Here is a 22,524-nt window from a genome sequence, read left to right on the forward strand (position 1 = left end):
GGCAAGTGAGCTTGCTCTATCCGGTGGAGCCATACAGTACTGCAGTTTTCCCGGTGGGGCCCTGGTGAGGCGCAAGTAGGAAAAGATGGTGTAAGCAGGGCATTTCAGCGTTTTAATACCGCCTGTTTCACTATTTTCTTCTCCCTGTGGCGCCTATCATAAGCGCCCGCTCACCAGGTGGAAAAGGGTGAAAACCACCCTTGAAATACATTAACGAAAGTGATATTAGAAGCGGTTGGGGCGAAAGCGCCTAGTTCAGTTTTGAATAATTAAATCAGGGAATTATATTAAAAATGAATATTAATATCACCGACAAACCCAACCCGCAGGATGAAGAGTTCGTTATCGACAGCCTTTGGGCGCACAATCATAAAACCCAGCCCGTAGACATTCACCCGCTGTTCCTGACCGTTACCGACGACAGCCAGCAGATCGTTGGCGGCCTGGTCGCGCGCACCTGGTGGGGCGGCCTGGAAGTGCAGTATCTGTGGGTTGGCGATCAATGCCGCAAAAGCGGGTACGGCCGCCAATTGATGGAGTTGGCCGAAGAAGAAGCCCGCAAGCGCGGTTGCCATATGGCCTATGTCGATACCTTCGATTTCCAGGCCAGAGGCTTCTACGAAAAACTGGGCTACCGGGTCTACGGCGAACTGGGCGACTATGCGCATCGCCACACCCGCCATTATCTGGCTAAAAGCCTGTAACGCGGCCTGAGCGGCACAGAGGTGGGTATGGGTTCATCGCATAAAAATAATGAATCTTATTTTAAGGGCCTCATCACCATGATGGAGCACCTGAGCGAACCCTGGGGCATCAAAGATCACCTGTCCCGCCACCTCTATATGAACCGCGCCGCTTATCTCTATACCAATACGCCGCTGAATTTCGACGTCGCCGGCAAATATGACCACGAGTTCCCCGCCGACTGGGCCGACTCCGCCGCCGACTTTATCGAACATGACAAGATGACCGAAGCGGCGCGCGATCGGGTCACGGTCATAGAAACGCACTACTGGTACGGCAAAGACAGCCTGACGCCGTTTATCAGCGAAAAGCTGCCGGTGTACAACGATGACAAACAGGTGATTGGCGTGATCTGGAACGCCAAACCGATGAACAGCCTGTCGCCGTTGAAGTACATCAATCAGCAAAAACCCAGCGTGTTGACCACCGAAGTCAATAACGAGCTGTTCACCCGTGCCGAACTCGATGTCATTTTCCTTATGCTGCAACGATTTACGGTGAAAGAGATCGCCAAAATCTATAATGTCAGCAATAAGACCATCGAAAACCGCATTTATAACATTTACCAGAAGGCCAACGTGCATACTCAGCAGCAATTTGAGGAATACTGCAAATACGCCAATCTGGATAACTACATTCCCGATCGCCTGATAACCAAAGGCATTCAGTTTATTTGAACCGCAAGGAAGATCTCACCGTGATAAAGATCGAAGATTATCCGCTCACCCGGGTGCCGCAAGATAAACGAGTTTCGTTTTTAAGCGTGGCCATCGTGCATATGGGCATGCTGACCGCGCTGGACCAGTTCATGCTCGGCGCCGTGCTCGGCAACTCCATGACGCTGATTGACGCCTTCACCGCCATTTTCGTCGGCAGCCTGATCTTCGGCGTGGTGACCTTCGGCCTGGGGCTGGCGGGCATGCGCGAAGGCATTTCCGGCAGCCTGCTAGCGCGCTGGTGCGGTTTCGGCCGTCTGGGTTCGGTGCTGATCGGCGTGGTGGTTGCCGTCAGTCTGCTGGGTTGGTTCGGCATTCAGAACGCCATTTTCGCCAAATCGCTCGACTTCGCGCTCGGCAATAAGCTGGGCTTTGGCCTGGCCGCCGGGCTCTCGGGCACGCTGTTGACCATCCTGGTGGCATTCGGCTTCAAGGCGCTGCGCATCGCCGCCCGTATCGCGGTGCCGATGTTCATCATGCTGGTGGCCTATATTTCGGTGACCGCGCTTTCCGGCCATAACCTGCAGGAGATCATCCAGCTGGCGCCGCCGGGTGAACCGCTGACCATCAGCGCCGGCATCACCATCGTCGTCGGCGGCGCCATCGTGGCCAGCCTGATGACCCCCGATCTGACCCGTTACTCCAAAAACGGCAAGCACGTGCTCGGCGTCACGCTCTTCACCATCATCGCCGGCGAGTTCGTGGTGAACGGCCTGGCGATCCTGATCGCCAAAACCCTGGGCACCGCGGATGTGGTCACCATCATGTCGCAAGCGGCCGGCGGCGCCGGTTTGCTGGTGGTGGTGTTCTCCACCCTGCGCGTCAACGATCTCAACCTGTACTCTTCTTCGCTGGGCATCGTCAACGCGGTGGAAGGCATCACCGGCAAGAAGCTGAAGTACACCTACACTACGCTGGTGATCGGTATTCTGGGCACCACGCTGTCGGTGCTGGGCATTCTTGACCGCTTTGTCGACTTCCTGACGGTGCTTGGCGTGGTCTTCCCGCCGATTATCGGCATCATGCTGGTGGACTATTATCTGCTGCGCAGCCATCGCAAGATCCTGGATGAGAGCCGCCGTACCGGCCAGTTGCCGAACGAAACGCCAACTATCGGCTGGGCGGCGATCGTCGCCAGCATCGCCGGCGGCGCCGTCGGCCTGGCGACCGAATGGGGCGTACCGACCATCAATTCCCTGGTCGCTGCCAGCCTGCTGTATTGGGTGCTTAAACTGGTCTTCAGCCGGGCGCAAAAACCGCTGGCATCACAGAAATCGCTCTGATTTTCGTGAACGCGATAATGCACTCCTCCAGGTCTCGGGGGAGTGTTTGACGCTCGAAAAGGGGATTCAATGCAAAAGAAGGGGCCGATCGCGCAGACAAGCGGCCGTGGTGGTTAGGGTCCCTGGTGTCGGTAGCAAGCTATCCATTTATGCTCAGAGTGTGGCAATGCCCCCTCTGAGCTTTTTATTATAAAAACTGTCGGCTTCCGTATTTTGATCGTAAAGAAAAGCTTCAGCTTGCATGAACAGTAGCCCATGAAATCGGCTTTGGTCAACATAAAAGTAAACATAAAACCGGCTTTTGTGTTCACTTTTCCATAAGTAAAACCTAATCAATTGATTTGCACGGCTTTATCTTTCTCGCAGAGGAAGCAGGCTACCCCCGCTGACATCACTGCGCTAAACGACTGACGATAAACAATAATTACCACTAATAATCAGTTCGTTACCCGCTCGTCCGCGCCTTTTTATCTGGACAACGCCAATGCGTAAGATATAGTGAAGCCTGCGTAATGTTTGTAAGGACAGCCAATGAAAACCACCAACGCACAGCGCAAAATCAACATCATTAAAAATATTGAATATCTGATGCGTACCCGCGGTGAAACCAAGGCTTCCTTTTCCAATCGCAGCGGCCTGACGCGCACTACCCTCTACAAAATTCTTGACGGAAGAGTGAACAACGTTCAGCAATCCACCGTGAATCGGATCTCCGATTTCTTCGGTGTCTCCTGTGAAGAGATCGAAGATTACGATCTGGAAAAGCTGGAGCTGCTTAACGAAACGCTGTCCACCGAAGGCAACAAGAACCCTTCCGCCATTCCGGTGATCCCGCAGTCGCGCTATCTGGCCGTCTCGCAGCGCAAGATCGGGCAACTGGTCACTGAGTTCCCTTTGACTTATTTCTTCGGCGATGAGTCGAACATGTTGGCAATGAAAATAGAGACCGAAATTAAAGGGTCATTTATTCCCGGCGAGGTCATCATCATCAAACGCCCGCCGGTACTGATTTGCGATTCGCCTTTGCTGTATCACTCGGGAAAAAGCGGCTTCTTTGTGGTTGACGACAAAGACAGCGAAAGCATGGACAAACGCCCTCAGGACACCGTGCAATTCCTGGGTTACATCGTTGGAGAAAGGTTATAAATGGAACCGAATCAGAAGTTCAAGTTGTTGGGCTTCACCCGGCATGGCACCATCGCGGCCAATGTCATGGTATTGGCCACCGGCAAAACCATTACCATGGGGCTGAATGAGCTGGCCGACAGCGAAATATCAGAAGATCTGAGCCGGCACGAGCTGCAGGCGCTGTACCGCAAACTCTATGGCGATAACCAACAAAAAACCGCCTACGAGCTCAGCGATCGCCACGAACGCTCCTGGTACGCCTATCTGATTATTACCGTGGCGCTCAGCGTGATTTATATTTTCTCAACGCTGTGCGGCGTCAAGCCGATCCAAATCCCGGTGCTGAATCTCATCACGCCGCCGGCGATCTTCATTTACCCGCTCACGTTCATTCTGGTGGACATCCTTAACGAATTCTATGGGTTGCGGTTGGCTCGGCGCACCATCATCATCTCGTTTATCGCCAACCTGACCTTCGTTCTGGGAGTCTGGGTGACAACGCTGGTGCCGAGCATTCCGCAGTGGGAGTACAGCGAGACCTACAACGGCATCGTGCACAGCATCATGGCGGTGCTGGTGGCCTCGTCGGCGGCCTATCTGATTTCCGAGAACGTCAATTCCTATCTGCTTTGCAAAATCAAAGAGTTGACCAACTCCCGTTACCTGTTTGTGCGCGTGATCACCAGTACCGTAGTGGCGTCGGCCATCGACAGCGTGGTGTTCTGTACGCTGGCGTTTTACAACGTGCTGAGCTGGGACATCATCAAGACCATGATCCTGTCGCAGTTCCTGATCAAGGTGGTTTACGCCCTGCTGGGCGTCGGGCCGATCTACGCCACCCGCAGTCTGTTTAACCGCTACATCAATACCGAACAAGCAAAGGGCAATGAATATGCATATCCAAAAGCAAGATAAGATCACCCATCTTGGCGCGAACTCCGATTATCCGGATCAATATGCTCCCGCATTGCTCGAAGCCTTGCCGCGCGCGCGCGGCCGCGATTTGATCGGCGTGGACGAGCGGCAACTGCCGTTCAGCGGCTTTGATCTCTGGACCGCCTTCGAGCTGTCCTGGCTCAACGCCAAGGGCAAGCCGGTGGTGGGCATCGGCGAATTTACCTTCCCGCATTCCTCGTCGAACCTGATCGAATCTAAGTCGTTCAAGCTGTATCTCAACAGTTTCAACCAAACGCGCTTCGACAGCGTGGAACAGGTGAGCGCCGCCATGCAAAAAGATCTGTCGCAGGCGGCCAACGGCCAGGTCACCGTCAAACTCTATCCGGGGCTGGAAGGTTACCCGGCGCAAATCGATCGCCTGCCGGGCATCAACATCGACGATCTGGATATCGCGATCGACGACTTCGCCTTCAAGCCGGAATACCTGAGCGGCGCGGCCGATCAAGGGGAACGCGTGGCGGAGACGCTGTCTTCCAATCTGCTGAAATCCAACTGCCTGGTCACTAACCAGCCGGACTGGGGCAGCGTGGTTATCCGCTATGAAGGCCGCCAAATCGATCGCGAAAGCCTGCTGCGCTACCTGATCTCCTTCCGCCAGCACAACGAATTCCACGAGCAGTGCGTCGAGCGCATTTTCAACGACATCAAGCAGAGCTGCCGCCCGGAAAAACTCAGCGTGTTCGCGCGTTACACCCGCCGCGGCGGCCTGGACATCAACCCCTTCCGCAGCGATTTCGAGACGGCGCCGGCGCTCGGCCGCCTGATCAGGCAGTAAGCGTTACCCCCCAATGCTCCCGCCAGGGAGCATTGTTTCCCTCGCTTTCATCTCCCTGTTATTTTTCGCCATTATCGTCGTCAGCGGCTATCTTCAAAGCACACTGACGGAGATTAACGACGCATGCCTGACCTTTCACGCAGAGATATCCTGCGGGCTGCCGCCATCGGATCGGCATTCTCGCTGTTGCCCGCCTCGATTCGCAAAGCGCTGGCCATTCCCGCCAACAACCGCACCGGCACCCTGCGCGACGTCGAACACGTGGTGATCCTGATGCAGGAAAACCGCTCTTTCGATCACTACTTCGGCACCCTGCCGGGCGTGCGCGGCTTCAGCGATCGCTTTACCATCCCACTGCCCGGCGATCGCCTCGTCTGGCAGCAACAGGGCGCCGAACGGCTGGTGCTGCCCTACCATCTGGACAGCAAACGCGGCAACGCCCAGCGCGTCACCGGCACGCCGCACTCGTGGGTGGATGAGCAAGCCGCCTGGGATCACGGCCGCATGAGCGCCTGGCCCACCTACAAAACGCCGGCCTCGATGAGCTACTACCGTCAGCAAGAGCTGCCGTTCCAGTTCGCGCTGGCCAACGCTTTCACCCTGTGCGATGCCTATCACTGCTCCATCCACGCCGGCACCAACACCAACCGGCTGTTCCACTGGACCGGCACCAACGGCCCGTCCGCCGCCGACGTGGCGGTAGTGGTCAACGAATGGGACAGCCCCGGCCCGGCGGACATCGGCTACCAGTGGACAACCTATCCGGAACGGCTGGAGGCGAGCGGCGTCAGCTGGAAGGTGTATCAATTCCTGCCGGACAACTTTACCGACAACCCGCTGGCGGGTTTTCGCCAATACCGCGCCGCCAGCATTCAGGTGGGCAACCCGGCGCGGCCGTCGAAAGACTTCAACGCTTTCGTGCCTTATAGCGATGCGCTCAACGAGGCCGCACCGCTCTACAAAGGCAACGGCAACACCCTGCCGGCCGCCGACGGCAACGACCTGGACGCCATGCTGGCCGGATTCCGCGCCGACGTGCAGCAGGGCAAACTGCCGCAGGTCAGTTGGATCATCGCGCCGGCGGCCTATTCGGAACATCCCGATCCCTCCAGCCCGGTGCAGGGCGGCTGGTTCACCCAAGAGATCCTCAACGCGCTGACCGACAACCCGGAGGTGTGGAGTAAAACCGTCCTGCTGGTCAACTACGACGAAAACGACGGCTTTTTTGACCATATGCCTTCGCCTTCCGCGCCGTCGCTGCGCGAAGACGGCAGCTTCGCCGGTAAATCGACCGTACCGTTCGACACCGAGATCTTCCAGCACGTGGCGCCGCCCGGCTCGCAGGATCAACCGCCGCCGGACGGCCGCATCTACGGCCCCGGCCCGCGGGTGCCGATGCTGGTGCTGTCGCCCTGGAGCCGCGGCGGCTGGGTCAATTCACAGGTTTTCGATCACACCTCGGTGCTGCAATTTTTGGAAAAGCGCTTTCAGGTGCATGAACCCAACATCAGCGCCTGGCGCCGCGCGGTGTGCGGCGATCTCACTTCGGCGTTCAACTTTGTCGATCCTAACGGCGAAGCATTGCCGAGCCTGCCCGCCACCAGCCGCCACGCCGCCGACGGCCTGCGCCAGCGTCAGGAACAGCTGCCGCAGGTGCCGCTGCCGCCGCCCGCCCACCAGCGTTTACCCCACCAACGCCGCCTGGCGCGCCCTTCCCGCGCTCTGCCCTACCAGCTGCACGTCGAGGCCAGCGTCGCAACCGAGCAGCGCCGCGTGACGCTGAACCTGTTCAATACCGGCGAGCAGGGAGCGGTGTTTCACGTCTACGATCGGCGAGACCTGACGCAAATCCCGCGCCGCTATACCGTCGAGGCCGGCAAGGCGGTCAGCGACGACTGGCGGGCGGACAATGAGTACCATCTGTGGCTGCTCGGCCCCAACGGTTTTCATCGTGAACTGCGCGGCGCCCTGAGCCGGCCGCAGCCTGAGGTGCGTCTGCGCCCGACGGGCCGCAACCTGCTGCTGCAGTTGAATAACCCGGGCACCGAAGCGATAGCGATCACCCTCGAACGCTGCCCTTACACGCAGCAAGGCCCGTGGCCTGTCACGCTGCCTGCGGGCGGCAGCCACCAGCAAGCGTTTGACGCCCGCGCCAGCGGCGGTTGGTACGATATTACGCTGCAAAGCGCCGGGGGCTGGCTGCGTCGCCTGGCGGGGCGGCTGGAAGATGGCGAACACAGCGTCAGCGACCCGCTGATGGGCCATGAGTAACTATCGGCACTGTGGGAGTTCAAAAATCGAAAGGATATCGCTTATCATTGCGTTCTCGTTCTTCGCCGATTACCCAAGGATCTTCATGCCCGCTGTTCTTATCGCCAAAGCCGGCCGCTGGTTGGCCGCCTGCGTTTTACTGTTGGCCGGCGCCGCTCAAGCCGCGCCGATCGTCGTCACCGATGTCGCCGGCCGCCAGGTCACCCTGCCGCAACCGGCAAAACGCGTTATCCTGGCCGATGCCCGCGCGTTGCTGGCGCTGAATATTCTGCATCCGCAGGAGCCGCTGAAAAACATCATCGCCTGGGACAACTCGCTGAAGGTCAAAGCGCCGGATCTGGTTGAAGCCTACGCGAAAAAATTCCCGCAGGTCATGCAGATCCCCACCTTCGACAACCCCTACACCAGTGATTTCAGCGTGGAAAGCGCGGTGGTGCGTCAACCGGATCTGATCATTTTCGACATTGGCCTGCTGAGCAAATTGAAAGACAGCGGCGTGCTGACCCAGCTGGAAAAAGTCGGCATCCCGGTGCTGATCATCGATTTTCGCCAACAGCCGCTGACCAACACCATCGCCAGCATGGCGCTGTTGGGTAAAGTATTTGACGAGCAGCCCAATGCCGACGCCTTCATCCGTCTCTATCAGCAGCGCCTCGAGCTGGTGCGGCAGCGGGTCGCCACGCTGAAACCGGAACAGCGCCCCAGCGTCTTCATCGAGCGCAGCGCCGGCATCAAAGGCGAACAGTGCTGCAACACCTTCGGCAAAGGCAGTTTCGGGCAGTTCATCGATACCGCCGGCGGCAACAATATCGGCAGCACGCTGTTTTCAGACATGGGCGGTGAAGTGAACGTCGAACAGGTGATCAGCAGCAGCCCGGATTTCTATCTGCTGACCGGCGCCGACTGGAGCCGCGGCCATCGCGGCACGCTGGCGGTGCCGCTGGGTTACGCCACCGATATGGCCACCAGCCAAAAGAAACTGGCGCACCTGCTGGATCGCACCGGCATTAACGTGCTGAAAGCGGTGAAAGAAAAACGCGTGATGGCGATTTATCATCAATTTTACGACACGCCGCTCAACTTTATCGCGGTTGAGGCGATCGCCAAATTCCTGCACCCGGCGCTGTTTAAAGATATTGATCCGCAAGCGGATATCGAAATGGTGCACCAGAAATTCACCGCGCTGGATTACAGCGGCGTCTTCTGGCTTACGCCACAATAACCCCCGCCAGGGCCCGCCAGCCGGGCCTTGTTTCCCGCAGTCATTATTTAGTTGCCTACTTAACTATCCCGTAACAATTTTATTTACTTGCCAATAATTATCATTAAGATTGTCTTTTCTAAAAAAATACATCCGGGTCTGAAACTCTTAAGGCATTATTATGTCACCTCTTTTTCGGCTTTCTCTGCTAACGGCTTCCATCGCCGTCGCATTCCCTGTCCTTGCTACTGATAACTCATCTCAGAACGATACCGACACCGTGACCGTCGTCGGCAACTGGCTGGACAACCCTGATACCAGTTCGGTGCTGCTCAACCATCCGGGCGCGCGTTCCATCGTCACCCAGCAGCAAATGCACGAACAGGGCGACCAAACCATCGCCGATAGCCTGCGCGGCGTACCCGGCGTGCAAGTGCGCGACAGCAACGGCACCGGCGGCAGCGACATCTCGCTCAACGTCGGCGTGCGCGGCCTGACTTCGCGCCTTTCTCCACGCTCCACCATTCTGATGGACGGCGTCCCGCTGGCGGTCGCGCCTTACGGCCAGCCGCAGCTGTCGATGGCTCCGCTGTCTATCGGTAATCTGCAATCGGTGGACGTGGTGCGCGGCGGCGGCGCGGTGCGCTACGGGCCGCAGAACGTCGGCGGCGTGATCAACTTCGTTACCCGAGACATTCCCAAAACGTTTGGCGGCACCGCCAGCGTACAAACCCAGGGTGCCAGCCACGGCGGCCTGAAGACCCTGACCAGCGCCTCCGTGGGCGGCACCGCAGACAACGGCCTCGGCGCCGAACTGCTCTATTCCGGCCTGCACGGCCAGGGCTACCGCGACAACAACGACAACACCGACATCGACGATTTCATGCTGAAAACGCGTTATGCGTTTACCGATCGCGACGAACTGTTGGCCAATTTCCACTACTACGACGCCAAAGCCGGCATGCCGGGCGGGCTGAGCAGCGCGCAATACGCGCAGAACCCGTTCCAGTCCACGCGGCCGTGGGACCAGTTCGAAGGCCGCCGCAAGGATATGTCGTTCAAGTACAAACATCAGGAAGACGACAAACAGTTCGAAGTGTTGACCTACTTCACCGACAGCTACCGCGGCAGCAACATCGAATCGGAAGGCACCGGCAAAAACGCGGGCCAGCGGCGCATGGTCTCCTATCCGCGCCACTATTCAACCTGGGCGATCGAACCAAGTTACTCGCAGGTCTTCCGTTTCTGGGATATGGCGCACGAGATCACCCTCGGTTACCGCTACCTGAATGAAACCATGGATGAAAAGGCGTCTCGTTCGGCCTGGTATAACCCGGCGAATATCGGCTCGACGCCGGAGACCCCGGACTATTACCAGCACACCTCTGGCGGCACCGCAGCCAACGCGTTCTATATCGACGACACCATTAACGTCGGCAACTGGACGGTCACGCCGGGCCTGCGTTATGAAAGCATTCGCACCCACGTGGACGATTCGTTCAACAACATCAGCCGCGAGAAAAGCTACAGCGAGCCGCTGCCGTCATTGAACGTGATGTACCACCTGTCTGACGCCTGGAAACTGTTCGCCAACGCCAACACCTCGTTCGGCAGCATGCAGTATTTCCAACTGACCAAAGGCGGCAACGGCAACCAGCCGGCGCCGGGGCTGACGGCGGAAAAAGCGCGCACCTATGAGTTCGGCACCCGCTACGACGACACCGTGGTTAAGGCCGAGGCCACGCTGTTCTACATCGACTTCGATAATCAGCTGCAGTACATCAGCAACGACGTGGGCTGGACCAACATGGGCGCCACCAAGCACAAAGGCATCGAGCTGGCGCTCAGCTACGATCTCAGCGAGCTGAATCGGGCGCTCGACGGCGCCAGCGTCTACACCAGCTATACCTACACCAAGGCCAGCACCGACAAGGGCGACTTCGCCGGTAAAGATCTGCCGTTCTACTCGCGCCAGGTCTATACCGTCGGTACGCGTTACGCCACCGGCAGCTGGGTATGGAATCTGGACGGTTATGCGCAGTCGAAACAGCATTCGCCGGGCACCGGGCCGGAGTACATCACGCAGGAAAGCGCCGATGGCCAGTTCGGCAACATCGCCGGTTACATGGTGTGGAATATGCGCGGGGAATATAACTTCGGGCCGCAGCTGTCTAACCTGACGCTGGGCGCCGGGGTGAAAAACCTGTTCGATCAGCGCTACTTCACCCGCTCCAACGACAATAACTTCGGCAAGTACGTCGGCGAACCGCGCACCTTCTTCGTGCAGGGGTCGATCGCTTTCTGATACCCAGGCCCCGATGGGGCTTCGGTATCACCGACAATAAAGACGAAACAGGCGCGCCAGGTGCGCGCCCATCGGCGTCAAGGTGGTGTCCTTGCGTTGGATAAGATAAAACGTCGCTTTCGGCAGACGCTCTTCCAGCTCAAGCGGCACCAAATGCTTGCCCAGAATCGGATCCGAAATCACGTCCACCGACAGAATGCTGACAAAATCGCTCTGCGCCACCAGGCTGGTACAGGCCATAAAGGTCTCACAGGTCACGCTGATCGACGGCGCCATGCCCAAGTCCCCGAACAGATCGTGCAATAGCCGGTAATAACTGCCTTTCGGCGTCGGCATGGTCCAGTCGCAGTGCTGCAGCTGTTTCAGCGAGGTCGCCCCCTCCATCGGATGCCCTTTGCGCACCACCACCCGATACTCTTTTTCCATCAGCCGTTCATACTGCAGCTCGTTGTCGAGGCTGCTGGGGTAATAGGTATTGACGGTAAAATCCAGCTCGCCCTGGCGCAGTTCTGGGATCATCGACACCAGTTGCCCCTCGACGATGCGCACCTTCACGTTCGGATACTCACGGTGAAACTGGGTGACCACCTGCGGCATCACGGTGCGCGCAATGCTGCCGCCAACGCCGATATTCACCGTGCCGCCCGCCAACCCCAGCCGCTGCTGAATGTCTTCCTGCGCCACCCGCAGCTCTTCGAGGATCAAGCTGGCATGCTGGAAAAAGTTATCGCCGCAGTCGGTCAATACCACCCCCTGACTGCGGCGAATAAACAGCTTGGCGCCCAGCACCTCTTCCAGCTCCTGAATGGCTTTGGTCAGTGCAGGCTGGGAAAGGCGAGAGGTGCGGCTGGCGGCGCGGATGCTGCCCTGGCGGCTAACGTCCACAAATGCACGCAATTGGTGCAATTTTATCGAGGCTGGCATAGGCGAAAGGCGATAACCGTTATTTATCAATAGCAAGATATTGGCATCTTATTTAGCCAGATTCCATTGTGTACATTCGGAAAAAACATAATAAATAACCAAATTCTTATTTCGCTTAATTAAGCGCATTTTCTGCGCCAATAAGCGCCATTCACGGCAGTTAGTAACCAAATACACCTTTTTACTTGCAAGAGCATCACCGTCTGATTTCAGTTCAGAGCATAACTGCTGCCTGGAGCGATCCAGCGCGCGATAACTTATGAGATATCACTATGACTAATTCGCTTTCGATGTTGGTGGCCGATCTGTACCCGCAATTGCAGGCCTGGCGCCGCGACTTCCACCGCTATGCCGAATCCGGCTGGTTTGAGTTCCGCACCGCCACCCTGGTGGCGGAAGAACTCGATCGGCTGGGTTATCGTTTGCAGCTGGGCCGCGAGGTCATCAAGGCAGAGGCGCGCATGGGACTGCCCTCGTCCGATGAGCTGGAGGCGCAGGAACTGCGCGCCCGCAATCAGGGCGCGTTGGAAAAATGGTTGCCGCACTTTTCCGGCGGCTTCGCCGGCATCGTCGCAACGCTCGATACCGGCCGCCCCGGCCCGACTATCGCCTACCGCGTGGATATGGACGCCCTCGATCTCAACGAATTGCTGGAACCCGAGCACCTGCCGTTCCGTGAAGGGTTCGCCTCTTGCAACAGCGGCATGATGCATGCATGCGGTCATGACGGCCATACCACCATCGGCCTGGGGCTGGCGCACGTGTTCAAAAGCCTGGAGTCCCAGCTTAGCGGCACCGTCAAACTGATCTTCCAGCCGGCGGAAGAAGGCACGCGCGGCGCAAAATCGATGGTGGAGGCCGGCGTGGTGGACGACGTCGATTTCTTCACCGCGGTGCATATCGGCACCGGCGTGCCGGCCGGCGAGCTGGTGTGCGGCAGCGACAGCTTTATGGCCACCAGCAAGCTGGACGTTACCTTTCGCGGCGTCGCCTCCCACGCCGGCGCCAAGCCGGAAGACGGTCGCAACGCGCTGCTGGCAGCGGCGCAGGCTGCGCTGGGGCTTTACGCCATCCCGCGCCACAGCGAAGGCAGCTCGCGCATCAATGTCGGCGTGCTGCAGGCCGGCACCGGCCGCAACGTGATCGCCGATCGGGCGTTTATGAAGGTGGAGACGCGCGGCGCCACCAATGAGATCAACGCGTTCGTCTATCAACAGGCGCTGAACGCCATCGAAGGCGCAGCCAAAATGCACGGCGTCGCCTGCGACATCGCGCTGATGGGCGCGGCGCAGAGCAGCAAACCGACCCAACCGTGGGTGGATTACATCCGTCGTCAAGCGCAGCAGATAACCGAGCTGACCTCGGTGGTCGATCGCCGCGAACAGGCTGCGGGTTCGGAAGACGCCACCTACATGATGGAACGGGTGAAATCCCGCGGCGGCCAGGCCTCATATGTCATTTTCGGCACCGAGCTGAGCGCCGGACACCATAACGAGAAATTCGACTTCAACGAACAGGTGATGGCGGTGGCGGTGAAAACGCTGGCGTCGCTGGCGCTGAACCTGCCGACATTCGGGAGCGGAGCATGAGCAACTCAGAACTGCAGGCTTTTATCGACGACTACATTGACCAACGCCAGTCCCACTTCAGCGCGCTGAGCGACGCGATTTGGGACCATCCGGAAACGCGCTTTAACGAGACCTATTCCGCCACGTTGCTGGCCGATGCGCTGGAACAGGAAGGCTTCTCGGTCGAGCGCGGCGTGGGCGACATCGAGACGGCGTTTATCGCCAGCTACGGCAGCGGTCACCCGGTTATCGCGCTGCTGGGCGAGTACGACGCGCTGGCCGGGCTGAGCCAGCGGTCCGGTTGCGCCACGCCGCAGCCGCTGGTGGAAAACGGCAACGGCCATGGCTGCGGCCACAATCTGCTGGGCACCGCGGCGCTGGCGGGCGCCTTCGCCGCCAAGGTGTGGATGCAGCAGAACCGGCTGACCGGCACCCTGCGCTTCTACGGCTGCCCGGGTGAAGAGGGCGGCTCCGGCAAAACCTTTATGGTGCGCGAAGGCCTGTTCGACGACGTCGACGCCGCCCTCACCTGGCACCCGGAAGGCTTCAGCGGCATGTTCAACACCAGTACGCTGGCCAACATTCAGGCGGCGTTTCACTTCAAGGGCGTCGCCGCCCATGCCGCCAACTCGCCGCACCTGGGGCGCAGCGCGCTGGACGCGGTGACGCTGATGAATACCGGCGCCAACTTCCTGCGCGAACATATCGTGCAAGAAGCGCGGCTGCACTATGCGGTCACCCACACCGGCGGCAGCTCCCCCAACGTGGTGCAGGCCGACGCCGAGGTGTTGTACCTGATCCGCGCACCGCAGCTCGACCAGGCGCAGGACATTTACCAACGGGTGATTAACATCGCCAAGGGCGCAGCGCTGATGACTGACACCCAGATGGAAGTGCGCTTCGACAAGGCCTGCTCCAACTATGTGCCAAACCGCAGTCTTGAACGCGCGATGTATCAAAACCTGTGTGATTTCGGTCTGCCCGAGTACAGCGACGCCGAACGCCGCTTCGCCGAGGAAATCCGCCAGACGCTGAGCCGCGACGATCTGCGCAACGCCAAACTCAACATTGCCCGCACCGGCGGTGCAGCCGGGCGCGAGTGGGTGCAACTGCTGGGAGATAAGGTGCTGATGGACGAGGTCGCTCCTTATGTGGAATCCGACGATCTGCTGTACGGCTCTACCGACGTTGGCGACGTGAGCTGGGTGGCGCCGACCGCCCAATGCTTTAGCCCCTGTTTCGCACTCGGCACTCCGCTGCACACCTGGCAACTGGTGGCGCAGGGCCGCACCGCTATCGCCCATAAGGGCATGTGCCTGGCCGGCAAGGTGATGGCGGCGACCGCCGTCGATCTGCTGAGCGACAGCGCCCTGCTGGCGCGCTGCCGCAGCGAGTTTGAGCGCCGGCGCGCCGAACAGCCGTACCGCTGCCCCATCCCGCAGGGGGTGAAGCCATCTCCATTGAAATAGCATGAACAGACAGGGCCCAGACAACCGGACCACCAAGAATAATTATAAATAAATCAAATAATAACAATCACACAACAGAGCAAACACAGAGGGTAAAATCATGAGTGAGGCCACAACGCCAATCAATAAAAGCCCCGGACGCGTTTTTTACTGGGTGGAACGCATCGGCAATAAGATCCCCAATCCGTTTTTATTGTTCGTCTATTTGATCCTGGTGCTTATGCTGGCCACCGCGCTGTTTTCCTGGCTCGATGTGGCGGTGAAAAATCCGGCCACCGGCGAGCTCATCAAGGTGAATAACCTGATGAGCGTGGCGGGCATGCAGTGGATATTTCCCAATATCATCCATAATTTCAGCAGCTTTGCGCCACTGGGGGCTATTTTGGCGCTGGTGATAGGCGCCGGCCTGGCGGAAAAGGTCGGCCTGCTGCAGGCGCTGATGTATAAAATGGCCTCGCGCGTCAGCGCCCGCTACGCCAGCTATATGGTGCTGTTTATCGCCTTCTTCAGTCATATATCGTCGGACGCCGCGCTGGTGGTGATGCCGCCGCTCGGCGCGCTGATGTTTGTAGCGGTGGGTCGCCACCCGATAGCCGGACTGCTGGCGGCGATCGCCGGCGTCGCCTCCGGTTTTACCGCCAATCTGTTGATCGTCACCACCGACGTATTGCTTTCCGGCATCAGCACCGAAGCCACCAAAGCGGTGGATGGCGCGGTTCACGTCAGCGTGATAGACAACTGGTACTTTATGGCCACCTCCGTGATCGTGCTGACCATCGCCGGCGCGCTGCTCACCGACAAGTTTATCGAGCCCCGTCTGCCGAAGTGGCAAGGCGGCGCCGAAGACAAAATCGCAGCGCTGACCCCGCTGCAGAACCGGGGGCTGATGATGAGCGGCATCGCCGCGCTGGTGTTTATCGCCATCATCGCCGCTCTGGTGGTGCCGGAGGCCGCGCCGCTGCGTGACCCGAACACCGGTTCGGTGATCCCTTCCCCGTTCATCAAGGGTATTGTGCCGATCATCATCCTGTTCTTCTTCACCGTCGCCATTACCTATGGCGTAGTCACCAAACAGATCCGGCGGCCGGACGATATTCCCCACCACTTGCTCGATCCGATGAAAAGCATGGCGGGTTTTATCGTGATGGTGTTTCCGCTGTCGCAGTTCGTGGCGTTCTTTAACTGGAGCAACATGGGCAAGTTTATGGCCGTCGGTCTGACCGATATGCTGGAAGCCGCCGGCATGAGCGGCGCACCGGCATTTCTCGGCCTGATGTTCCTCTCCGCCTTCCTGTGCATGTTCATCGCCAGCGGCTCGGCGATCTGGTCAATTTTGGCGCCGATCTTCGTGCCGATGTTTATGCTGCTCGGTTTCCACCCGGCGTTCGCCCAGATGATCTTTCGCATCGCCGACTCTGCGGTGCTGCCGCTGGCGCCGATGTCGCCGTTCCTGCCGCTGTTCCTCGGCTTCCTGCAGCGCTACCGCAAAGACGCGCAGCTCGGCACCTATTACGTGTTGATCCTGCCCTATCCCGTGGTGTTCTTCAGCGTGTGGATTTTGCTGCTGCTGGTCTGGTATGCGCTAGGCTTGCCAATCGGTCCCGGCGTCTATCCGAAGCTGGGCTAAACGCCCCGCTATCTCGCCCCGCGCTGGTTCGCGGGGCAGATCCCCTCTTCCCCAAGCCCAGCAGAAAGATTGATCTTCCTCACTGACCAAGCGGCTCTGAGGATTATTTCATTGCCTTGCTAAACCGGTTCTTCTATTTTAGCTCACCATCTGACAACGACAAAAACAGGGATTAAGCATGATGAATCGCGTATGGGTACTGGGCGACGCCGTGATCGACCTGGTGCCGGAAAATGCCAACGGTTATCTCAAATGCCCCGGCGGCGCGCCGGCGAACGTGGCGGTGGGTATCGCCCGCTTGGGCGGCGACAGCGCCTTTATCGGCCGGGTGGGGCAAGACAGCTTCGGCGCCTTTCTGCAGCAGGTGCTGAGCGATGAAGGGGTGGATATTGACCATATGCTTTCGGATCCCGAACACCACACCTCCACGGTGGTGGTGGATCTCGATCAGCACGGTGAGCGCTCATTCACGTTTATGGTGCAGCCCAGCGCCGATCTGTTTTTGCAGCCCGACGATCTGCCGGTTTTCCAACGGGGCGAATGGCTGCACCTCTGCTCCATCGCGCTGTCGCAGGAGCCCAGCCGCAGCACGGCCTTTACGGCGATGGAACGCATGCGGGCAGTCGGCGGCCGGGTCAGTTTCGATCCCAACATCCGCGAAGAGGTCTGGCGTCAGCCGGAAGCGCTGCGCCCCTGCCTGCAAAAGGCGCTGCTGCTGGCGGATGTGGTGAAACTGTCGCGCGAAGAGCTGGCTTTCATCAGCCACCTTGACGATGTGGAGAACGGCATCCGCTGGATGATGCAAACCTATCCGCTGCGCCTGCTGCTGGTGACGCTGGGCGGCGACGGCGTCTGCGTACACGATGGGCATCGCCTGCGCCATTTCCGCGCGCCGTCGGTCGTGCCGGTCGATACCACCGGCGCCGGCGACGCGTTTGTCGCCGGGCTGTTAGCGGCGCTGGCGCGCCTTCACGCATTGCCGCAGGACGCGCAATGGCCGGCGGTTATCGCCCAGGCTCAGGCCTGCGGCGCGCTGGCCACCACCGCCAAGGGCGCCATGACCGCCCTGCCTCACGCCGAAGAGCTGGCCGCTTTTCTGCGTTGATCCCCTGCATCCACGGCGATCCCCTGAGCGCCGTGGTCTTTTAACCCGCGATTTGCGCGCTCGATCACAATAGCTGAATCGGGTTAGCAAACTTGATTGCCAGTCCGCTCCTCGATCGTTATCTTTCGCCATGAAAAACCGGTTTAGCAATTTAGCAAAAAATAATAACAACCCTTCCCGGATGATAGACGATGATGAAAAAACGCAGCTATTTGGCGATAACAACAGGGCTTTTCCTCTCCACGTCTGCCGCTGCAGCCTCCGGCGGCGGCGGCATCGAGGCGCGCCTCAACGCGCTGGAACAACGCCTGGCGCAGGCGGAACAGCGCGCCGCTCAGGCTGAAACTCGCGCCACCGCGGCGGAACGCCGGGCGCAACAGCTGGAACAGCGCACCGCCAGCACCGAAAGGCAAACCGCGCAGGTCGTGCAGCGCGCCGCCGCGCTTGAAACGCAATCCTCTCCGACCAGCGCGCTGAAACTGAACGGTTTCAACGATCTGAAACTGTACGGCGACGTGGAGTTCAATCTGGACGGCGCCAGCCGCAGCGGCCAGCTGACGTCGCTGAAAGGCAGCGACCACAAGGACTGGAAACCCGGCAACAAAGAGCGCTGGGACATCAATGGCCGCATTCTGGTCGGGCTGGACGGCTACCGCCGCAATCCGGACGGCAACTTCTCCGGCTTCAGCGTCCAGCCGCTGGCGGACATGAGCGGCAAAATGAACCTGGACGACGCCGCTTTCTTCTTCGGCAATGAAAAGAACTGGCAAACCAAAATCGGCCGCTTCGAAGCCTACGACATGTTCCCGCTGAATCAGGACACCTTCATTCAATACTCCGGCAATACCGCCAACGACCTGTACGCCGACGGCTTCGGCTATATCTACATGATGAAAGAAGGCCGCGGCCGCAGCAGCAGCGGCGGCAACCTGATGCTGAGCAAATACGCCGGGGATGTCTATTTCGAACTGAACACGCTGGTGGAAGACGGCACCTCGCTGTTCCAGGACAACAGCTACCACGGCAATGCGCTGGAAAATAAGAAAAACGTCGCCTATTTGCGCCCGGTGATCGCCTGGAAGAAAGACGCCTTCAGCATCGCGGCGGCGATGGAAAGCAACGTGGTGAATAACGCTTACGGCTATCAGGACAGCCAGGGCCGCTTCGTCGACCAATCCAAGCGCAACGGCTACGGCATGACGATGAGTTGGAACAACAGCGCCGCCAACCCGGATAACGGCGTGGTGGCCAACCTGAGCACCGCCTATCTGGATGCCTCAGGCGAGCAAGACTTCACCGCCGGCGTCAACGTGCTGTGGCGACGCTTCGAACTGGGTTATATCTATGCCCATAACAATATCAAAGAGTTCAATACCGCCGGGATCGCCGCCGATATCCACAACCCGCTCAGCGAACCGGGCAACTACGACATCCACACCGTTCACGCGTCGTATCAGATACCTAACATTATGAATATGAAGAATTTCAACCTGTATTTAGGCGCCTATGTGTCGCTGCTGGAAGCCAACGCCGGCAACAAGATCGCCAACGGCGACAACGACCAGCGTTACGGCATGCGCGCCAGATTCAAGTATTTCTTCTGACATCGATTCACGGCGCTGCGCCGCAAACTGCGCGGCGGCATTTTTATTTAGCAAGGGGACAACATGGACATTACCGCAACCGCCAACGCGCTGTTGCCGCTGCTCGGCGGTAAAGAGAACATCGCCAGCGCCGCCCACTGCGCCACGCGCCTGCGCCTGGTGCTGGTGGACGACAGCAAGGTGGACAAAGAGGCCATCGGCAAACTGGACGGCGTTAAAGGCTGCTTCAGCAACGCCGGTCAGATCCAGGTGATCTTCGGCACCGGACTGGTCAACAAGGTGCATGCGGAATTCATCAAGGCGGCGGGCGTCAGCGAATCCAGCAAGGCCGAAGCCGCCGATATCGCGGCGAAAAAGCTCAACCCGCTGCAGCGCATCGCGCGCCTGCTGTCGAACATCTTCGTGCCAATCATCCCGGCGATCGTCGCTTCCGGCCTGTTGATGGGGCTGCTCGGCATGGTGAAAACCTACGGCTGGGCCGATGCCAACAGCGCGCTGTTCATCATGCTGGATATGTTCAGCTCGGCGGCGTTCATTATCCTGCCGATTCTGATCGGTTTCACCGCCGCACGCGAATTCGGCGGCAATCCCTATCTGGGCGCCACGCTCGGCGGCATTTTGACGCATCCGGCGTTGACCAATGCCTGGGGCGTCGCCGGCGGGTTCCACACCATGAATTTCTTCGGTCTGGACATCGCCATGATCGGCTACCAGGGCACGGTATTTCCGGTGCTGCTGACGGTGTGGTTCATGAGCCTGTTGGAAAAACGTCTGCGTAAGGTGATCCCCAACGCGCTCGATCTGATCCTGACGCCGTTCCTGACGGTGGTGATCTCAGGCTTTGTCGCCCTGCTGTTTATCGGCCCCGCCGGCCGTGCGCTGGGCGACGGCATCTCCTTCGTGCTCAGCACGCTGATCGCTCATGCGGGGTGGTTCGCCGGGCTGCTGTTCGGCGGCCTCTATTCCGCTATCGTCATTACCGGCATCCACCACAGTTTTCACGCGGTAGAGGCCGGGCTGCTCGGCAACCCCACTATCGGCGTCAACTTCCTGCTGCCGATTTGGTCGATGGCCAACATCGCTCAGGGCGGCGCCTGCCTGGCGGTCTATTTCAAAACTCGCGACGCCAAAATCAAAGCCATTGCGGTGCCTTCGGCCTTTTCCGCCATGCTCGGCATCACCGAGGCGGCGCTGTTCGGCATCAATCTGCGCTTCGTGAAACCGTTTCTGGCGGCGCTGGCGGGCGGCGCGCTCGGCGGGGCCTGGGTGGTGGCCAACCATGTCGGCATGAACGCGGTCGGGCTGACGGCGATCCCCGGCATGGCGATCGTGCAGGCCAGTTCTCTGGTCAGCTATATCATCGGTCTGGCGATCGCGTTTGGCAGCGCCTTTGTCCTCTCCCTGCTGCTGAAATACAAAACGGACGCGCAATGATGGAAGAACTCAGCTTAATCAAACAGGCAATGCGGGCGGTCATGAACGGCCAGCCGCTCGCGCTGCGCGATCCGCACCGCCCGGCCTGGCATCTGGCGCCCAGCGTTGGCCTGCTGAACGATCCCAACGGCTTTATCCAGCACAACGGCATTTATCATCTGTTTTATCAGTGGAATCCGCTGGGTTGCGATCATCGCAACAAATGCTGGGGACACTGGCAGTCGGCCGATTTGCTGCGTTGGGAGCACCAGCCAATCGCCCTGGCGCCCAGCGCCTGTTACGACAGCCACGGCTGTTACTCCGGCTCGGCAGTGGCGGCGGAAGGCAAAATCACGCTGATCTACACCGGCAACGTGAAATTCCCAGACGGCTCACGCACCGCTTACCAATGCCTGGCTCAGGAAAGCGAACGGGGCGAATACCGCAAGCTCGGGCCGGTGCTGCCGCTGCCGGAGGGCTACAGCGGTCACGTACGCGATCCGAAAGTGTGGCGTCATCAAAATGACTGGTACATGGTGCTCGGCGCGCGTGACCTGCAGGATCGCGGTAAGGTGCTGCTGTTTCGTTCCAGCAATCTGCGTGACTGGCAATCGCTGGGCGAGATCGCCGGTTCCGGTCTGAACGGCTTAGAGGAATTCGGCTACATGTGGGAGTGCCCGGATCTGTTCACGCTGGACGGCGCCGATGTGTTGATCTGCTGCCCGCAGGGGCTGGCGCCGCAGCCGGAACGCTATCTCAACCGTTATCAGGCCGGCTATCTGCTCGGCAAGCTGGATTACCGGCAGGCGGCCTTCAGCCACGGCGAATTCCGCGAGCTGGACGCCGGCTTCGAGTTCTACGCGCCGCAGACGACGCTGGCGGAAGATGGCCGCCGCCTGCTGTTCGGCTGGATGGGCGTGCCCGAGCAAGATGAAGAAGCCCATCCGACGCGCCGTTACGGCTGGATCCACACCATGACCTGCCCGCGCGAGCTGTCGCTGCGGCATGGCCGCCTCCACCAGCGCCCGGCGCGCGAGCTGCAACAGCTGCGCGGTGAGCGAGCAGGCTGGCAAGGCCGCGCCGATGACGCCCCCGCCTATGCGCTGGGGGCCGCAGAGTTGCAGATGACGCCGCAGGGCGCGTTCAGCGCAACCTTTGGCGACGCGATGACGCTGAACTGGGACGGCGAAAGGCTGCAGCTGACGCGCACTTCCCTGACCGACGGCCGGCCGGAGCACCGTTACTGGCGCGGCTCGGTCACGCATCTGCAACTGCTGTTCGATCGTTCCAGCGTGGAAATTTTCATCAACCGCGGCGAGGCGGTGATGAGCGCGCGCTACTTCCCGGCTGGTGAGCCGCAACTGCGGCTGTGCGGGAGCGCGCCGCTGGCGTTGGAATACTGGCCGCTGACGCCATGCATGCTAGAATGACGCA

Annotated in this window: 17 protein-coding genes; 16 read left to right on the forward strand and 1 reads right to left on the reverse strand. The window is 59.4% G+C overall.

Annotated elements, in window-relative coordinates; genetic code table 11:
* The first annotated feature begins 293 nt into the window (after window positions 1–293).
* The 9 genes from J0F90_RS20735 to J0F90_RS20775 all read left to right on the forward strand — a co-directional run bounded on the left by J0F90_RS20735 (window position 294) and on the right by J0F90_RS20775 (window position 11,380).
* Window positions 294–704 carry a GNAT family N-acetyltransferase gene (locus J0F90_RS20735; protein WP_016930107.1) on the forward strand — a complete coding sequence of 137 codons (411 nt, stop codon included), beginning with the start codon at window positions 294–296 and terminating at the stop codon, window positions 702–704.
* A gap of 27 nt (window positions 705–731) precedes the next feature.
* Window positions 732–1,421, forward strand: a complete 690-nt coding sequence (locus tag J0F90_RS20740; protein WP_004937346.1) for a helix-turn-helix transcriptional regulator — start codon at window positions 732–734, stop codon at window positions 1,419–1,421.
* Window positions 1,422–1,441: 20 nt separating this feature from the next.
* Window positions 1,442–2,743 (forward strand): cytosine permease, encoded by a 1,302-nt coding sequence (locus J0F90_RS20745; RefSeq protein WP_028127599.1) that lies wholly within the window; start codon window positions 1,442–1,444, stop codon window positions 2,741–2,743.
* Between the two features lie 531 nt (window positions 2,744–3,274).
* On the forward strand, window positions 3,275–3,889 hold the full coding sequence (locus J0F90_RS20750) for a helix-turn-helix domain-containing protein (protein ID WP_004937341.1): 615 nt from the start codon (window positions 3,275–3,277) through the stop codon (window positions 3,887–3,889).
* Window positions 3,890–4,786, forward strand: a complete 897-nt coding sequence (locus tag J0F90_RS20755; protein ID WP_004937338.1) for a queuosine precursor transporter — start codon at window positions 3,890–3,892, stop codon at window positions 4,784–4,786.
* Window positions 4,764–5,603, forward strand: coding sequence for an NADPH-dependent 7-cyano-7-deazaguanine reductase QueF (gene queF, locus J0F90_RS20760; RefSeq protein WP_028127598.1), 840 nt, complete (start codon window positions 4,764–4,766; stop codon window positions 5,601–5,603). Before J0F90_RS20755 ends, queF begins: the two co-directional genes overlap by 23 nt.
* 123 nt (window positions 5,604–5,726) lie before the next feature.
* Window positions 5,727–7,874 carry a phosphocholine-specific phospholipase C gene (locus J0F90_RS20765; RefSeq protein WP_033639385.1) on the forward strand — a complete coding sequence of 716 codons (2,148 nt, stop codon included), beginning with the start codon at window positions 5,727–5,729 and terminating at the stop codon, window positions 7,872–7,874.
* Window positions 7,875–7,959: 85 nt separating this feature from the next.
* The gene (locus J0F90_RS20770) at window positions 7,960–9,096 is read left to right on the forward strand and encodes an ABC transporter substrate-binding protein (RefSeq protein WP_033639384.1); all 1,137 of its coding nucleotides are present in this window, start codon (window positions 7,960–7,962) and stop codon (window positions 9,094–9,096) included.
* A gap of 160 nt (window positions 9,097–9,256) precedes the next feature.
* On the forward strand, window positions 9,257–11,380 hold the full coding sequence (locus J0F90_RS20775; protein WP_033639383.1) for a TonB-dependent receptor family protein: 2,124 nt from the start codon (window positions 9,257–9,259) through the stop codon (window positions 11,378–11,380).
* A gap of 27 nt (window positions 11,381–11,407) precedes the next feature.
* On the opposite strand, the gene J0F90_RS20780 is transcribed toward J0F90_RS20775, so the two are convergent.
* On the reverse strand, window positions 11,408–12,304 hold the full coding sequence (locus tag J0F90_RS20780; protein WP_015379061.1) for a LysR family transcriptional regulator: 897 nt from the start codon (window positions 12,302–12,304) through the stop codon (window positions 11,408–11,410).
* A 272-nt stretch (window positions 12,305–12,576) separates the two neighbouring features.
* Between J0F90_RS20780 and J0F90_RS20785 the strand changes: the two genes are divergently transcribed.
* From J0F90_RS20785 to J0F90_RS20815, 7 genes are all read left to right on the forward strand, one after another.
* Window positions 12,577–13,893 carry a M20 family metallo-hydrolase gene (locus J0F90_RS20785; RefSeq protein ID WP_016930115.1) on the forward strand — a complete coding sequence of 439 codons (1,317 nt, stop codon included), beginning with the start codon at window positions 12,577–12,579 and terminating at the stop codon, window positions 13,891–13,893.
* Complete coding sequence (locus tag J0F90_RS20790) at window positions 13,890–15,341, forward strand: M20 family metallopeptidase (protein ID WP_033639381.1); 1,452 nt, start codon at window positions 13,890–13,892, stop codon at window positions 15,339–15,341. Before J0F90_RS20785 ends, J0F90_RS20790 begins: the two co-directional genes overlap by 4 nt.
* Window positions 15,342–15,441: 100 nt before the next feature.
* Window positions 15,442–16,968 (forward strand): p-aminobenzoyl-glutamate transporter, encoded by a 1,527-nt coding sequence (gene abgT, locus J0F90_RS20795; protein WP_028127596.1) that lies wholly within the window; start codon window positions 15,442–15,444, stop codon window positions 16,966–16,968.
* Between the two features lie 178 nt (window positions 16,969–17,146).
* A complete protein-coding gene (locus tag J0F90_RS20800; protein ID WP_033639380.1) occupies window positions 17,147–18,073 on the forward strand; it encodes an aminoimidazole riboside kinase in 927 nt (308 codons plus the stop codon).
* A 194-nt stretch (window positions 18,074–18,267) separates the two neighbouring features.
* The gene (locus tag J0F90_RS20805; protein WP_033641354.1) at window positions 18,268–19,677 is read left to right on the forward strand and encodes a carbohydrate porin; all 1,410 of its coding nucleotides are present in this window, start codon (window positions 18,268–18,270) and stop codon (window positions 19,675–19,677) included.
* Between the two features lie 63 nt (window positions 19,678–19,740).
* Window positions 19,741–21,111, forward strand: coding sequence for a sucrose-specific PTS transporter subunit IIBC (locus tag J0F90_RS20810; protein WP_033639379.1), 1,371 nt, complete (start codon window positions 19,741–19,743; stop codon window positions 21,109–21,111).
* Window positions 21,111–22,520, forward strand: coding sequence for a sucrose-6-phosphate hydrolase (locus J0F90_RS20815; protein WP_033641353.1), 1,410 nt, complete (start codon window positions 21,111–21,113; stop codon window positions 22,518–22,520). Before J0F90_RS20810 ends, J0F90_RS20815 begins: the two co-directional genes overlap by 1 nt.
* Window positions 22,521–22,524 lie beyond the last annotated feature (4 nt).

Source organism: Serratia marcescens subsp. marcescens ATCC 13880, assembly GCF_017299535.1.
GTDB classification, from domain to species: domain Bacteria; phylum Pseudomonadota; class Gammaproteobacteria; order Enterobacterales; family Enterobacteriaceae; genus Serratia; species Serratia marcescens.